The organism is Nonomuraea sp. NPDC049784 (assembly GCF_040659615.1).
Classification (GTDB): domain Bacteria; phylum Actinomycetota; class Actinomycetes; order Streptosporangiales; family Streptosporangiaceae; genus Nonomuraea.
In genome coordinates, this window is the sequence record NZ_JBFAMX010000260.1 from 1 (window position 1) to 14,011 (window position 14,011).

Below are 14,011 nucleotides of genomic sequence, written 5' to 3' on the forward strand. Positions count from 1 at the left end.
GTGGCCGCTGCGCCGGGCCGCGCTGACCGACCTGGACCAGTGCCTTCTCCAGTCCGCCGGGCTGCCCGCGCCTTCCGGGCCGCCGCTCGTGCACTCCTCTCCCGGAGTCCCGGTACGGGTGGGAATGTGGCGTTGGTGACCGTGTCGGAGGCATTGCTATCTCTAGGACCTTCGACGGTGTAGTGGGGAGATTGCCCCGGGTAGGCCGCAACCCGAACGCCACGGCCTCGAAGGAGCGCTGCTCACATGACCTTCAACCCACTCCGGGAGCGGGGTGTCCCGCTGGACGATCAGCTGCGTAACTGGCGCGAGCTGAATGTCGAGCCCATCGATCCCGACCACGCCGACCCGTACACGCGGTGCCGGATCATCGCGATGAACGGGATCGAGACGGAAGCGATCTTCTTCAGCCACCATCTCGCCCGCCACTGCCCGGAGATCGAGCTGAAGCAGCAGCTGGCGCGGGTGCGTTACATCGAGGCGCAGCAGCAGAAGGTGGTCAACTGGCTGCTGCCAGGGGTGTCGTCGGTGCTGGAGACCACGCTCGCTTACGAGCAGGTGGCGGTGGATCTGACGGCGTGGGTGGCGCGGATGGAGCCGGACGGGTATTTGAAGCAGGCCTTCGAGTTCGGCGTGCTGGAGGACTTCGACCATCTGTACCGGTACGCGAACCTGTACGAGATGATCGAGCACCGCAAGGCCGAGAAGATCGTGGACCAGCTGACCGAGGTGATGCCGGGGCGGCCGACGTACCTGCAGCATCGGGACCCGATGGACAACGTGCGCGAGCCGTACGACAGGAACAACACCGCGCCCATCTCCAAGCTGCACGCGCTCACGATCACGGCGGCCGAGCAGCAGACCATGAACTTCTACATGAACGTCGGCCCCATGTACATGGAGCCGATCGCCCGCCGGCTGTATCAGGAGATCGCCCTGATCGAGGAGGAGCACGTCACCCACTACGAGTCGCTCGTGGACCCGGGCGAGAGCTGGTGGGAGATGCTGCTCAACCACGAGTACAACGAGTGCTACATGTACCACTCGTTCATGGAGACCGAGTCGGACCCGAGGGTGAAGAACATCTGGGAGCTGCACCTCAACATGGAGCTGGAGCACCTGCGGCTGGCCGCCGAACTGTTCAAGAGGCACGACGGGCGCGAGCCGGAGGAGGTGTGCGCTCCCGAGCTGCCCGCCCCGGTGACGTTCGAGCCGAACAAGGCGTACCTGCGCGAGCTGATCGCCACCCAGATCGACTTCACCACTCTGGGGACGGGGTACGTCCAGGACGCGCACGAGCGTTTCCAGAAGATGCAGGACGCGATCATGGGCGGCGACAAGGCGCCATCCGAGCAGGTCATCGAGGAGAACCGGGCGAAATCCGGCCAGGAGTACCGCCTGCAGACGGAGGGCGAGCACCCCGTGGGCAGCCTGGCGTTCAGACGCTGACTTCGGCCTCGACGGGACGGGCGATGGGCGAAGAATGTCACATTCGCCGGAGTAAAGACGTCTTATCTGCGTAGACGCGTCGTACTCCATAGCGAGGTGAGCCCCTTGATCCCCTATACCGATCCCGGCGCCTGGCGGATCGCCATGGACGCCAGCGAGGCGAAGCTGTCGACCGGCCTCGGGACGCATGACTTCCAGGGCTCCTTCTACCTGGATCCGGCCGGGTCGCTGGCGGGGTTCACGCTGCGGCTGGCCTTCCCAGGGGCGGCCGAGCTCTGCTGGGACTCGGTGAGCCTCGAGGGCGGACCCCAGGTCAGGGGGGCCGGCCGGTTTCGGATCGGCCGCCGGGAGACCGTCGCCGGCGTGTCCGGGCTGTGCGTCCAGGTGCCCGTCGGCCGTACCGGCCGCTCGTACCTGAAGATCGTCTTGGCGGCGACGTTCTCCCCGTTGCGGCTGCGCTGGCCCAGGGCGCGGCTCCGGCCGGTGACGCTCCAGCTCTTCAGCGAGATCCGCCCGCTGGCCGCCGACAGTGAGCCCGGCGGTGGCATCCGTTCCGACGGGCTCTAGGGCGGCCTAGCGGACCTCCACCTCCGTGATGCGGGTGTAGTCGTTGGCGCCGTTGGAGGCCAGGGCGACGATGCGGACCGCGTCCGCCGTCACCGGCGCGAAGTCGGAGCGGACGCTGCCCGCGGTGTTGCCGCGGACCTGCGCCACCGTCTGCCACTGGCCGTTCAGTCCCGCCTGGACGTCCCAGTCGCGCAGCCCGACGCTCGAGGCCGGGTAGCGCTCGGTGTTCAGGGTGTAGAGGTCCACGCGGGAGATCTGTTTGGCCCCACCGAGCGCGATCGCCACCGTGTCGGGCCAGGCCCTGGACGTGGCGTCGTTCCAGCCGTTGCCGCCGGCCCAGCCGTTGGAGCCCGAGTCGCCGTCCGCGATGCTGCACGGTGGGTAGTTCGCGTTGGTGTGCTGGGACGAGGCGGTGATCGGGCGATAAAGCGCGAAATTTCCGCCGTTGTCGAGCTTGTCGAGGGTTACCACCTGCACCGGCACCGGCAGGGTCTGGTTCGCGGTCTTGAGACGCAGCCCGTACTCGCCCTCGGAGGTGGTGGGAGGGACGGCGATCAGCAGTTTCGCCCCGAGCTCGTAGCCGGGTGGCAGGTAGCTGGTCAGCATCGAGCGGGAGGCGGACAGCGGCTGGTCGATCTCCACGGACAGGCTGGCGTATGAGGCCGTCTTCGCGTCGCTGCGCATGCCGACCTCGATCTTGGCCGGGCAGGCCGGGTCCACGCCGAGCGGGGCGACCACCCGGTCGGAGCCGGCGATCGGGGTCAGCTTGCCCGTGCCCTTGGAGGTTCCCTGCCTGACCTTCACCGATGGGACCGAAGGGGGCTCAGTGGGGGAGGGCTGCCAGGCCGCGGCCGTGGCGGTCAGGACGGTGGCGGCGGCCAGCGCGGCGGTGAGGAGTCGCATGATCGGTCCTTCCTGTCAGAGCGCGTGCAGGCCGGGCACGCCGTCGAGGGCCACGAGACTGGCGCGGGTGGAGACCGGCGCGCCGGGCCGGTCCACGTACGGGACCACCTTGAAGTCGGCCCGCCACTGGCTCCGGGTGACCTCGCAGGAGACGTAGCCGCGCTGGTAGCTGGAGAAGCGAAGATGCGGGTTGACCGGGTCGCTGCCCCCGGGCGGCAGACCGGTGTTCGCGTTGCCGTTGCCGCCGCTGCTGACCGAGGTGCCGACGAACTCCACGCCGATCGTGCGCGACGAGGGGTCGTCGAAGTTCGCCTTGAGCTCGCCGGCCAGGTTGTAGTGGATGTCGCCGGTCAGGACGACGGGGTTGCTGACCTGCCGCTCGACCATGCCGTTCAGCACGCGATCCTTGGCGGCCTTGTAGCCGTCCCAGAGGTCCATGCTGAGCTTCTGGGCGGGCCCGGCGTCGTAGTCGAGCTGCATCATGGCGATCTGCTGGGCCAGCACGTTCCACTTGGCATGGGAGGCGCCCAGGCCGTCGAGCAGCCACTTCTCCTGCTCGGCCCCGAGCATCTGCCGGGCCGGGTCGAGCCGCTCCGCGCAGTCGATCTGCTGCCCGTCGCCGCAGACCTGGTCGTCGCGGTACTGGCGGGTGTCCAGCACGTTGAACATGGCCAGGTCACCGAAGGCGAACCTGCGGTAGATGCGCGCGTCGGGCCCCTGCACGGCCGGCACCCTGATCGGCAGGTTCTCCCAGTACGCGCGGAAGGCGTTGGCGCGGATCACCAGGTAGTCCTGCTCGGTCACCTCGCCGCCGGGGCCGTACTTGCCCGCCCAGTTGTCGAGCACCTCGTGGTCGTCCCAGGTGACGATCCACGGCGCCACCTGGTGCGCGGCCTGCAGGTCGGGGTCGCTCTTGTAGAGGCCGTACTGGACGCGGTAGCGGTCGAGCGTGTCGCACTGCACCCGGAACTGCTCGGGCACCGGCGTGTTGCGGTTCCCGCCCGAGGGCACGATTCCGTACTCGTAGATGTAGTCCCCGAGGTGGAAGACCACGTCGGGCTGCTCCTCCGCCAGGTGGCGGTAGGCGGCGTAGTAGCCGTCCTGCCACGACGCGCATGAGGCGAAGGCCAGCCGGAGCGACTCGGGGCTGCTGCGCAGCGCGGGGGCCGTCTTGGTCCTGCCGACGGGGCTGAGCTCGCCCCCGGTGCGGAAACGGTAGAAATACTCGCGGCCGGGCAGCAAACCCTTGGCGTCCACATGGACCGAGTGACCGTACTCGGGGGTGGCCCAGGTGGAGCCGTGCCCCGCGCGCCGGGTGAACCCCTCGTCCTCCGCGATCTCCCACTCGACCTTGATCTTGTTGTACGGCAGGCCGCCCAGCGGCTCCAGCGGTTTGACCGCCAGCCGGGTCCAGAGCACCACCCGGTCGGGCAGCGGATCTCCCGATGCGACGCCGAGCTGGAAGGGATAGTCACCCTTGACCGTGGCCTGGGCCGTCCACGGGTCGGCGAGGTCGGTGCTGAACGCCAGGGCTAATGCGCTGAGACCGAGGAAAGAACGGCGGGTGTGCATGCTGCTTCCTCACGTGGGGGGCGAAAGCCCTCACTTTGTAGCAAGCAGGCAAGGTCTTAACAAGACTTGAGTTACAAATCACAGATCTTGTTGTTACAACTGAGCGACCTCGACCCGCCGGTGCCGGTCGCGCAGCCGTTGCAGCATCTCGGCGGGCGCGTTCGAGTCAACCACGATGACGTCGAAGTCCTCGAGCGGCGCGACCCTGTGCAGGGCCACCCGGGCCAGCTTGGAGCCGTCCACGGCCAGGATCCGCCGCGTGCCCGAGTGCAGCATCGCCCGCTTGACCAGCACGATCTCCTGCTCCTGGTGGAAGGCGTACTGGTCGGAGACCGCCGAGGTGGAGACCACCACCACGTCGGTGCTGACCGCCTCGACCGCGTCCACGCAGCCGAGCCCGAGGAACGAGTCGTGGGTGGCGTGGTACTCGCCGCCCAGCGCGATGAGCCGGATGTCGGGCGTGCCGGCGAGCAGCCTGATCGCCTCGAGGAAGTTCGTCAGGACGGTCAGCGGGGCCAGTTCGCCCAGATGGCGCGCCACGGCCAGCGCCGTGGTGGAGTCGTCGAGCATGACGGAGCTGCCCGGCTCGATCAGCCCGGCCACCACCCTGGCGATCGCGTCCTTCTCTGCCGTGTGCGCCTGGAGCCGGTAGACGATGTTGCTCTCCCAGACGTTGGAGGCCTGAGCGGTGGCGCCGCCCCGGACCTTGCGCACCATGCCCTGGCGCTCCAGCTCGTCGAGGTCCCGGTGCACGGTCATCACGCTCACCTCGAAGCTCTCCGCGAGCTCCGTCACCGAGGCCGAACCCTGCCGCACGATGTGCTCGGCCATGCCCCGCCACCGGGCGGACCTGCCAGAGGTGTGCTGCCGCGACTTCACTAAGCCCCCACCCTCGCTAGGACGGTTGCGGATCCTACTCTTGACACCCTTCTCGGGCGACTCGTACCCTCCCGACATCCCTCAGTTTTAACAAGTTTCGCTGTTAACTTAACAGGCCCGTCATTAAAACGTTCGTATCGGCTCGCCAGCGCCGTCGAGGAGACATGACATGACCGATCTGCGTGACGCCCGACTGAGCCGGGTCCAGTTCTTCCGCATGATGGGCGGCCTCGCGGTGGCGGCGGCGGCCACGGCCTGCTCGACCAAGCCCGAGACCACCGCCACGACCGGCGGCGGGGCGGCGGCCCTCGACCTGAAGATCGTGGGCGTGGCCGACCAGAAGGCGCCCATGGACGAGCTGATCGCCACGTATCAGAAGGCCAAGCCGGAGGTGCGGCTCACCGCCTCCTACGCCCCCACCGACCAGGTGCAGACCTCCGTGCGGACCCAGCTCGGCGCGGGCAACGGACCTGACCTGCACGTGGTGTATCCGGGCAACGGCAGCGCCATGTCCATGAGCCAGATCGCCAAGGCCGGGCTGCTGGCCGATCTGTCGGCCCAGGCCTGGACGAACACGATTCCCGCCGGCTTCAAGCCCGCCTTCCAGCTCGACGGCAAGACCTACATCTACTCCGCCGGGTCGTCGGTCATCGGCGCCGTCTACAACAAGAAGGCGTTCCAGAAGGCGGGCGTGGACGCGCCGCCGACCACGTGGACGGAGTTCCTCGCCGTCTGCGACAAGCTGAAGAAGGCGGGCATCACGCCGATCGCCCTGGGCGCGCAGACGCCGTGGGTCACCCAGCTCATCACGTACGCGCTGGTGCCCTCCACCGTCTACGCCAAGGACCCGACGTTCGACGACAAGCAGCTCGCCGGGCAGACCACGTTCGCCCAGTCGGGCTGGCGCCAGGCCATGGAGATGTACCTGGAGCTGCAGAAGCGCGGCTTCTTCAACGACAAGCCGAACGGCACCACGTTCGAGCAGCAGATCTCGATGGTGGCCACCGGCAAGGCCGGCATGGCGATCCAGGTGTCGGCCGTGCTGCCCGACTTCCGCAAGGCGGCCTCCTCGCCCGACGACCTGTCGATGTTCCCGGTGCCCGGGGCCGACGACGCCAACCAGGTGTGGATCCCGGCCGGTGTGGTCGTCGGGCTCGGCGCGAACGCCAAGGGCAAGAACGTCGAGCAGGCCAAGGCGTTCATCGACTTCCTCGGCAAGCAGGAGAACATCAACGCCTGGGCCAAGGCCATCGCCGCGATCCCGCTCACCCAGGACTCCTCGTCCACGATCGACCCGGCCGTCCAGTCATTCCTGCCGTTCACCAAGGACCGGGCGGTGCCGTTCATGGACCAGCGCTGGCCCAACGCCGAGGTGCAGCCTGTGCACTTCGCGGTGATCCAGGAGCTGCTGGCCGGCAAGTCGACCATCGACGAGGCGCTGAAGAAGATGGACGAGGCGTACAAGAAGTGACTTCCCTGACTGTGCGGCGGCGGTCGGCAGCCTCACGGCGGAGGCGGCGGTTCAGCACCACCTCCCCGTCCTGGCTGTTCGCCGCGCCCGCACTCGTCGTCTACGCACTGGTCGTGCTCTACCCGGCCGCTGCCGGCGTGGTGTACGCCTTCACGGACTGGAGCGGCATCGGCCAGGACATGGCCTTCGTCGGACTGTCCAACTTCGGCACGCTCCTGCACGACGAGCAGGCCATGGGCTCGATCGGCAACACGCTGCTGCTCACCGTGGCCATCGTGGCCGTGCAGAACGGCGTCGGCCTGCTGCTGGCCCTGGGCGTCAACGCCAAGCTGAAGAGCCGGGCGGTGCTGCGGGTGGTCTTCTTCGCGCCTGTGGTCGTCAGCCCGGTCATGGTGGCGTTCCTGTGGAAGTACGTCTACAACCCCGACCCGTCGGCCGGCCTCAACGGGCTGCTCGGCCTGCACGTGGACTGGCTGGGCGACCCGTCGGTCGCGCTGTGGTCGATCGCCGGCATGGTCGTCTGGCAGTACGCCGGATACTCCATGGTCATCTTCCTGGCCGGGCTGGAGGGCGTGCCGAAGGAGCTGCACGAGGCGGCGATGATCGACGGGGCGGGCACGTTCCAGCGCTTCCGCTACGTCACCTGGCCGCTGCTCGCCCCCGCGGTGACGATCAACCTCATGCTCTCCACGATCGGCGGGCTCAAGCTCTTCGACCAGGTCTTCGCCGCCACGAACGGCGGCCCCGGCTACGCCACGGAGACCCTGTCCACGGTGCTGTACAAGCAGGCGTTCGTGTTCGGCAAGTTCGGCTACAGCACCGCCATCGCGCTGGTGCTCGCGTTGTTCGTGGCGGCCGTCTCCCTCATCCAGGTCTACTACCTGCGCAACCGCGAGGTGACGGCGTGAGAAGGACGTTCCTGCTGGAAATCGTGATGATCGCGGTGGCGGTGGCCTTTCTGTTCCCCGTCTACACGCTGGTCTCGCTGTCGCTGAAGGACCCGGCGCAGATCTCCCAGACGCCGCTGGCGCTGCCCAGCCCGCCCACGCTGGCCAACTTCGGCAAGGCGTGGACGGCCGCCGCGCTCGGCCCCTCGCTGGTGAACAGCACGGTGATCACCGTCGTCAGTCTGGTCGCGCTGATCGCGCTCGGCTCGTTCGCCGCCTACTTCCTGGCCCGCGTGCAGACCCGGCTCGGGTACGGCCTCTACATCCTCTTCCTGCTGGGCATCGTGCTGCCGTTCCAGCTCGGCATGATCCCGCTCTACGAGCTGGTGACCGATCTGGGGCTGATTGGCACGCACGCCGGGATGATCCTCTTCTATACCGGCATCCAGCTCCCCTTCACGGTCTTCCTCTACACCGGCTTCATCCGCGCGCTGCCCCGCGAGTACGCCAGCGCCGCCCAGATCGACGGCGCCTCGCACCTGACCGCCTTCACCAAGGTGGTCTTCCCGCTGCTGCGGCCCATCACCGGCACCGTGCTCATCCTCAACGCCGTCTTCATCTGGAACGACTTCTTCACCCCGCTGCTCTACCTGGGCGGCTCCGGGTTCGAGACGGTCCCGGTCAGCGTCTTCGCCTTCGTCGGCCAGTACGTCTCCGACCACGGCCTGGTCTTCGCCGGGCTCGTGCTGGGGGCGCTGCCGATCGTGCTGGTCTTCCTGGTGCTGCAGCGCTACGTCATCAAGGGCTTCGCCAGCGGGCTGAAGGGATGACCCTCTTCGACGTGCTGCGCGACCCGCCTCGGGAGTTCTCCCCGGCGGCCATCTGGTGGTGGAGCGGCGAGCCGCTGCGCCGCGACCGGCTGCGCTGGCAGATGGAGCGCCTGGTCGCGGGGGGAGTGCGCAACCTCGTCATACTGAACCTGGCGCCGTCGGGGCCGCTGTTCGGCTCCGACGCCGACGATCCGCCGTTCCTGTCCGAGGCCTGGTGGGAGCTGCTGGACGGCGTCTGCGCCGACGCCTTCGAGCTCGGCGCCTACCTGTGGTTCTACGACCAGCTCGGTTTCTCCGGCGCCGACCTGCAGGCCCGCCTCGTCCAGGAACGTCCGGAGTTCGCCGGTCAGTGGCTGGCCGCCGACGGGTCCGTCTCGACGCGCGGCTTCGACTACCTGTCCCGTGAGGCGTGCGCGGTGCTGCTCGACCGGGTGCACGGGGAGTTCGAGCGGCGGGTCGGCCACTGGTTCGGCAGGGTGATCGCCGGGTCGTTCCAGGACGAGCTGCCCACCCTGCCCACCTGGTCGGCCACGTTCGCCGAGGAGTACGCGGTCAGGCGCGGCGAGCCCTTCTCGCTCGACGAGCCGGACTGGCAGGCCTACCAGCTCACCCGCGCCGAGCTGGCCGAGGAGGCGTTCTTCCGGCCGCTGGCCGCCTGGCACGAGCGCCACGGCCTGCTCAACGGCTGCGACCAGCAGGACCCGGCCCGCGCCGGGCATCCCGTGGACGGGGTACGGCTGTACGGCGACTACGCGCGTACCCATCGCTGGTTCAGCGCGCCCGGCTCGGACCACCACGGGGACGCGCGCCTGCACTCCTCGCTCGCCCACCTGTACGGCAGGCCGCGCACGTGGATCGAGGCGTTCCACTCCAGCGGCTGGGGCGGCACCCTGGAGGAGACCTTCGACTGGCTGCTGCCCTGGCTGCGGGCCGGGGCCAACCTCTACAACCCGCACGCCGTCTACTACACGACCAGGCGCGGCTGGTGGGAGTGGGCGCCTCCCTCCACCGACTGGCGCCAGCCGTACTGGCGGCACCACCGCGTCTTCGCCGACGCGGTCACCCGCCTGTGCGCGGCGCTCTCCCTGGGCCGCCACGCCTGCGACGTCGCGGTGCTCCTGCCCACCGCGACGTCGCAGGCTGGCACCCGGCTGGACGGGGTCTCTCCCGAGGCCGCGCGGGCGCAGGAGGTCTACCGCGAGATCGTGGGCGACATGGCGTGGTTCGCAACCGTGCCTGGGGTGCTCGACCGGCTCTGCCTCGACGCCGACGTGATCGACGAGGACTCCGTGCGGCGGGCGAACGTGAAGGGCGGGCGGCTGGCCGTCTCCACCGAGGCGTACCGGGCGATCGTGCTGCCGGCCGTCACCGTGCTCGACGAGGACGTGGCTGCCAGGCTGGCGGAGTTCGCCGCCGACGGCGGGCTGCTGGTCGCGGTCGGCGCGCTGCCGGAGGGGCTGCCGGCCGCGTTCGTGGAGTCGAGCGGACAACTGGGGGAGGCGCTGGCCGGGCTCGAACGACGGGTCGAGGCGCCGGTGCCGCCGCTGGTGCGCGAGATCGGGGAGACCACGCTGGTGTTCCTGACCGCCACGCACCCCATGGCCAGCAGGATCGGCGTGGGCCGGCCCGAGGAGCGCGGCGTCGAGCTGGGCTGGCTGGACGCCACCATCTCCTTCGACCCAGGCCGCTACGCGAAAGAGATGCGGGTCAAGGTCCGGGGAGTCTCCGGGACGCCGACGCTGGCCAGTCCCTTCACCGGGGAGACCCGGGCGCTGCCGCACACCAGGGACGGCGACGCGGTGGAGGTCGTCGTGCCTTTCGACGACGGGCCGGCCGCGCTGCTGATCTTCGACGGGACCACTTCCTCGGTGCCCACGCCTCCCTCGTACCCCCACGAGGTCGATCTCGGCGACGAGTGGGACGTCGAGCTGGTGCCGACGCTGGACGACACGTGGGCGGACTTCGGCACTCAGGCCACCGTCGAGCGCTGGACGCTGCGCACACCGGACGGCGAGCCGGTACACGCCACCTTCGGACCCCGCGGGGAGCAGCGGGTGGGGGCCGGACCATGGACGCCGTCGGTGTGGTCGCCCTCACGCGGCCTGCGCAAGGATCCCATCCATCGGGAGACCCTCGGACCGAAGGGGCACGTGCCGGGCGAGTTCCTGGCGTTCGGGCAGGTGCGGGCGGGCGAGGAGGCACGCTTCCGCAGCGTGCTCACCGTCCCGGGCACCGGCTGGCTGGCGGTCGGGGCCGGGGCGGCGAAGACCGTGTGGCTGGACGGCGAGGAACTGCCGCTGGACGACGCCGGATACGCCGCGGTCTCGCGTTCGCCGGTCGCGCCCGGCGAACACCTGCTGGAGCTGCGGCTGGTCCCCGACGAGCCGCTCGACCTGCGGGCCTACGCCTGTCTGGTCGGCTCGCCGGCGGACGCCGTCCGGCCCGAGTGGATCAGCGGGTCTCCCATGCAGGTCACGGTCCACGTCGGCGAGCCGCCGTACGAGCTGGTGCAGGTGGCCTCGACGGCGTTCTGCCGCGTGCTGGTCAACGGGGTGGAGGCGGGCAGGCAGGGCGGATTCGACCCGTACGAGGAGGCGGACATCCCCCGGGTGCGCCGCTACGACGTGTCCCGGCTGCTGCGGCCCGGCGACAACACGATCACCGTGGAGTCCGGCGGCTGGGTGCTGGTGGACGGGCTCGTGGTCTCCGGCCCTGATTGGTCGTCGCGACCGCGCGTACGGCGGCGCCAGCACGGCGACCCGGCTGCCCTCCACCTGCGTCCCCGGCCGAACCCGCTGCCTGAGGCGGGCTGGCTCGACGGCCGCCCGGCCGCCCTGCCGGCCACGTTCGCCCTGCCGGGGCGCGGCCCGCGCACCGAGCGCCTCCTGCTGGACCCGCCGCCTGGCGTGACCGGGATCGAGGTGAACGCGACCGGGCCCGTACGGATCCGCGAGACGGAGGTGGAGGTCACCGGGACGCTGACCGGCCCGGTCCGCTTCACCTGCGGTCCCGGCCGCATGCGGCTCGGCGACTGGGAGGAGCGCGGGCTGTCCGGCTACAGCGGCGGCGTCCGCTACCGCACCACGATCAGCGCGACCGCCGGACCGGGCGTGGTCGATCTCGGCAGGGTCCGGGGCACGTCCGAGGTGACGGTGAACGGGCGGCCATGCGGGATCAGGGTGTGCTCGCCCTACACCTTCGACGTGGCGTTGGACGAGGGCGAGAACACCGTCGAGGTCCTCGTCCTCGGCACCCTCGCCCCGTACCTGGACGAGGTCAGCCCCACGCACTTCGTCTTCCCCGGCCAGCGCAGCACCGGCTTGTTCGGCCCGGTCCGCCTGCGCACCCCCTGACAGCGCTCTGCCAGCGTTCTACCAGGGCGGCCGGAGACCGTGAGGTCATGGACATCCAACTCGGAGTGGTGCGAGGCATCCAGTACGGCCTCTACAACAAGCCCGACACGTTCGCCCCGCAGGCCAAGGAGCTGGGCGCAGGGCTGGTACGCGTGTTCTTCTACTGGTCGCAGCTCGAGCCCGAGCCCGGTCGCCACGACTGGTCGGCGGTGGACGCCGTGCTCGACCAGGTCGACGACGGCACCGAGCTCTGGTTCACCTTGGGCGCGTCCTCGCCGTGGGGCTCCACCCGCTCCACCGACCTGCTGCCCGCCTCCCCGCCCGTCGACCCGGCGGCCTACGCGGCCACGCTGCGCGCCCTCGTGGAGCACTGCCGGGGCCGCGTGCGCTACTGGCAGTGTGAGAACGAGCCGTGCATCGCGCTGTTCTGGGCGGGCACGGCCGCCGACTACGTCGCCCACCTCACGTCCTTCCACCAGGCGGTCAAGAGCGGCGACCCGGACGCCACGGTGGTGCTGGGCGGCTGCCCGCCCGGCGTGTTCCCCGCCCCCGACGAGCCGGACGGCGAGCGGGACTTCTTCCTCCAGGTCATCGAGGAGGGGCGGGACGCGTACGACGTCTTCGACATCCACCTGTACGGGGACCCGTACCTGATCCCCGACACGATCCGGGACGTGCGCGCGGCGGTGGGGGACAAGCCGGTCGTGGCGGGCGAGTACAACGGGCCGCTGCCGCTGCAGTACCCCGAGGTGTTCGAGCACCTGACCGAGGTGTTCGAGGCCGGGGGCGTCCAGCCGTGGCACCGCCTGACCGTCGAGGACCTCCACGAGGGGCGGCTCACCACCGAACCGGTGCGCGCGGCCATGAAACGGCTGTACGACCGGATGGCCGAGCTGCCACCCAACCTCCAGATGTTCATGACCGGCTGCCCGGAGGAGCTCGAGGCCCTGCGGCACCGGCTCAACGCCGACGACCTCGTCATCAGGAACATGCTGGCCCTGTCGTGCGGCATCCGGCTGACCGTCTGCTGGCAGCTCGGCCCCGACACGCCCACGACGCCTGACCCGTACAACTTCCTGCAGCTGCTGTTCTCGAAGTTCCAGCTGATGGCCTTCGAGGGCGACACCATGTCCGTGCGGCACCCCTGCGCGGACGCGTTCGCCGAGCTGTCGTCGCGGCTGGCCGGAGCGGAGGACGTCCGCCGCGTGGAGGTGCCGGGACGACCGGACGCCTACGTCTTCGAGCTGGTCGGCACGGGGGTGGAGGTCGCCTGGCTGCGCCCCTCAACCCCCGAGCCGCCGGCGCTGGTCTGGAACGGCACGGTCCTGCGGTCTCAGCCTCAGTACGGGTACGCCCACAGGTCGTAGGTGGGGTACTGCGGGATCTGCGGCTGGGTCGCGCTGCACCACCAGGTGCCCCACCGGCCGTTCTGCTGTCCGGACTGGCCGAACGCGATGCAGATGTCGTAGGGCAGGCTGGAGTAGACCTTCTGCAGGGTCAGGTCGGCGTGCGCGGGCGTGGCCACGGCCAGGGCCGGGACCAGGGCGGTGGACGCGAGCAGCGACAGGGCGGCGAGTCGGTGGCGCACCAGGTCTCCCATCTCGAAGGGGGCGGATCACCGCAATTGCACGATGCGGTGATCCGCCCCCGCAACGGCGCCGCCCTCGCCCTCTTGGCGACCAGCGCGGACGCTGGTCGCGGTGTGAAATTTTCAGAATTTCACGCGGGCGGCGATCGGCGGGTTGAGCCGGGCGAAACCCTCCTGCCGCCGGTACGGGAAGTACGGGTACGCCGCCGTGGTGGTGCTGGCCGCGTCCAGCCTGGCCACCTGGTCCGGGGCCAGGTTCCAGCCGACCGCCCCCAGGTTCTCCCGCAGTTGCGTCTCGTCGCGAGCCCCGATGATGACCGAGGAGACGGTCGGTCGCTGGAGCAGCCAGTTCAGGGCGACCTGGGGCACGGAGTGGCCGGTCTCCGCGGCGATCTCGTCCAGGGCGTCCACCACCGCATACAGCAGCTCGTCGTCCACCGGCGGCCCGAAGGCGGCGGTCTTGTGCAGGCGGCTGCCCGCGGGGAGGGGCCGGCCGCGGCGGATGCGGCCGG

12 protein-coding genes are annotated in these 14,011 nt (G+C 69.9%); 7 read left to right on the forward strand and 5 right to left on the reverse strand.

Going from position 1 to position 14,011, the window contains the following annotated elements; genetic code table 11:
• Window positions 1-246: 246 nt before the first annotated feature.
• The gene (locus tag AB0J09_RS36895) at window positions 247-1,449 is read left to right on the forward strand and encodes a hypothetical protein (RefSeq protein ID WP_360701364.1); all 1,203 of its coding nucleotides are present in this window, start codon (window positions 247-249) and stop codon (window positions 1,447-1,449) included.
• A 105-nt stretch (window positions 1,450-1,554) separates the two neighbouring features.
• Window positions 1,555-2,016 (forward strand): hypothetical protein, encoded by a 462-nt coding sequence (locus AB0J09_RS36900; protein ID WP_360701367.1) that lies wholly within the window; start codon window positions 1,555-1,557, stop codon window positions 2,014-2,016.
• A gap of 6 nt (window positions 2,017-2,022) precedes the next feature.
• Here AB0J09_RS36900 and AB0J09_RS36905 read toward each other — a convergent pair whose 3' ends face one another.
• From AB0J09_RS36905 to AB0J09_RS36915, 3 genes are all read right to left on the reverse strand, one after another.
• A complete protein-coding gene (locus AB0J09_RS36905) occupies window positions 2,023-2,919 on the reverse strand; it encodes a discoidin domain-containing protein (RefSeq protein ID WP_360701370.1) in 897 nt (298 codons plus the stop codon).
• A 15-nt stretch (window positions 2,920-2,934) separates the two neighbouring features.
• On the reverse strand, window positions 2,935-4,491 hold the full coding sequence (locus AB0J09_RS36910) for an alkaline phosphatase D family protein (RefSeq protein ID WP_360701373.1): 1,557 nt from the start codon (window positions 4,489-4,491) through the stop codon (window positions 2,935-2,937).
• A 93-nt stretch (window positions 4,492-4,584) separates the two neighbouring features.
• Window positions 4,585-5,322: a DeoR/GlpR family DNA-binding transcription regulator gene (locus AB0J09_RS36915; protein ID WP_360701376.1), complete on the reverse strand. Its 738-nt coding sequence runs from the start codon at window positions 5,320-5,322 to the stop codon at window positions 4,585-4,587.
• A gap of 217 nt (window positions 5,323-5,539) precedes the next feature.
• Here AB0J09_RS36915 and AB0J09_RS36920 point away from each other — a divergent pair, with 217 nt between their 5' ends.
• Genes AB0J09_RS36920 through AB0J09_RS36940 form a run of 5 tightly spaced genes read left to right on the forward strand, consistent with a single transcriptional unit; the run spans window position 5,540 to window position 13,278 of the window.
• The gene (locus AB0J09_RS36920; RefSeq protein WP_360701379.1) at window positions 5,540-6,841 is read left to right on the forward strand and encodes an extracellular solute-binding protein; all 1,302 of its coding nucleotides are present in this window, start codon (window positions 5,540-5,542) and stop codon (window positions 6,839-6,841) included.
• Window positions 6,838-7,749, forward strand: a complete 912-nt coding sequence (locus tag AB0J09_RS36925) for a sugar ABC transporter permease (RefSeq protein WP_360701382.1) — start codon at window positions 6,838-6,840, stop codon at window positions 7,747-7,749. The genes AB0J09_RS36920 and AB0J09_RS36925 overlap by 4 nt, the downstream gene beginning before the upstream one ends.
• On the forward strand, window positions 7,746-8,558 hold the full coding sequence (locus AB0J09_RS36930; RefSeq protein ID WP_360701385.1) for a carbohydrate ABC transporter permease: 813 nt from the start codon (window positions 7,746-7,748) through the stop codon (window positions 8,556-8,558). The genes AB0J09_RS36925 and AB0J09_RS36930 overlap by 4 nt, the downstream gene beginning before the upstream one ends.
• Window positions 8,555-11,911 carry a hypothetical protein gene (locus tag AB0J09_RS36935; RefSeq protein WP_360701388.1) on the forward strand — a complete coding sequence of 1,119 codons (3,357 nt, stop codon included), beginning with the start codon at window positions 8,555-8,557 and terminating at the stop codon, window positions 11,909-11,911. Before AB0J09_RS36930 ends, AB0J09_RS36935 begins: the two co-directional genes overlap by 4 nt.
• A gap of 47 nt (window positions 11,912-11,958) precedes the next feature.
• Window positions 11,959-13,278, forward strand: coding sequence for a hypothetical protein (locus AB0J09_RS36940; RefSeq protein WP_360701391.1), 1,320 nt, complete (start codon window positions 11,959-11,961; stop codon window positions 13,276-13,278).
• Here AB0J09_RS36940 and AB0J09_RS36945 read toward each other — a convergent pair.
• Together AB0J09_RS36945 and AB0J09_RS36950 are read right to left on the reverse strand one after the other, a co-directional pair.
• Window positions 13,251-13,499: a hypothetical protein gene (locus tag AB0J09_RS36945; protein ID WP_360701394.1), complete on the reverse strand. Its 249-nt coding sequence runs from the start codon at window positions 13,497-13,499 to the stop codon at window positions 13,251-13,253. The genes AB0J09_RS36940 and AB0J09_RS36945 overlap by 28 nt on opposite strands.
• A 123-nt stretch (window positions 13,500-13,622) precedes the next feature.
• A partial coding sequence (locus AB0J09_RS36950; RefSeq protein WP_360701397.1) for an aldo/keto reductase occupies window positions 13,623-14,011 on the reverse strand: 389 nt, incomplete at its 5' end.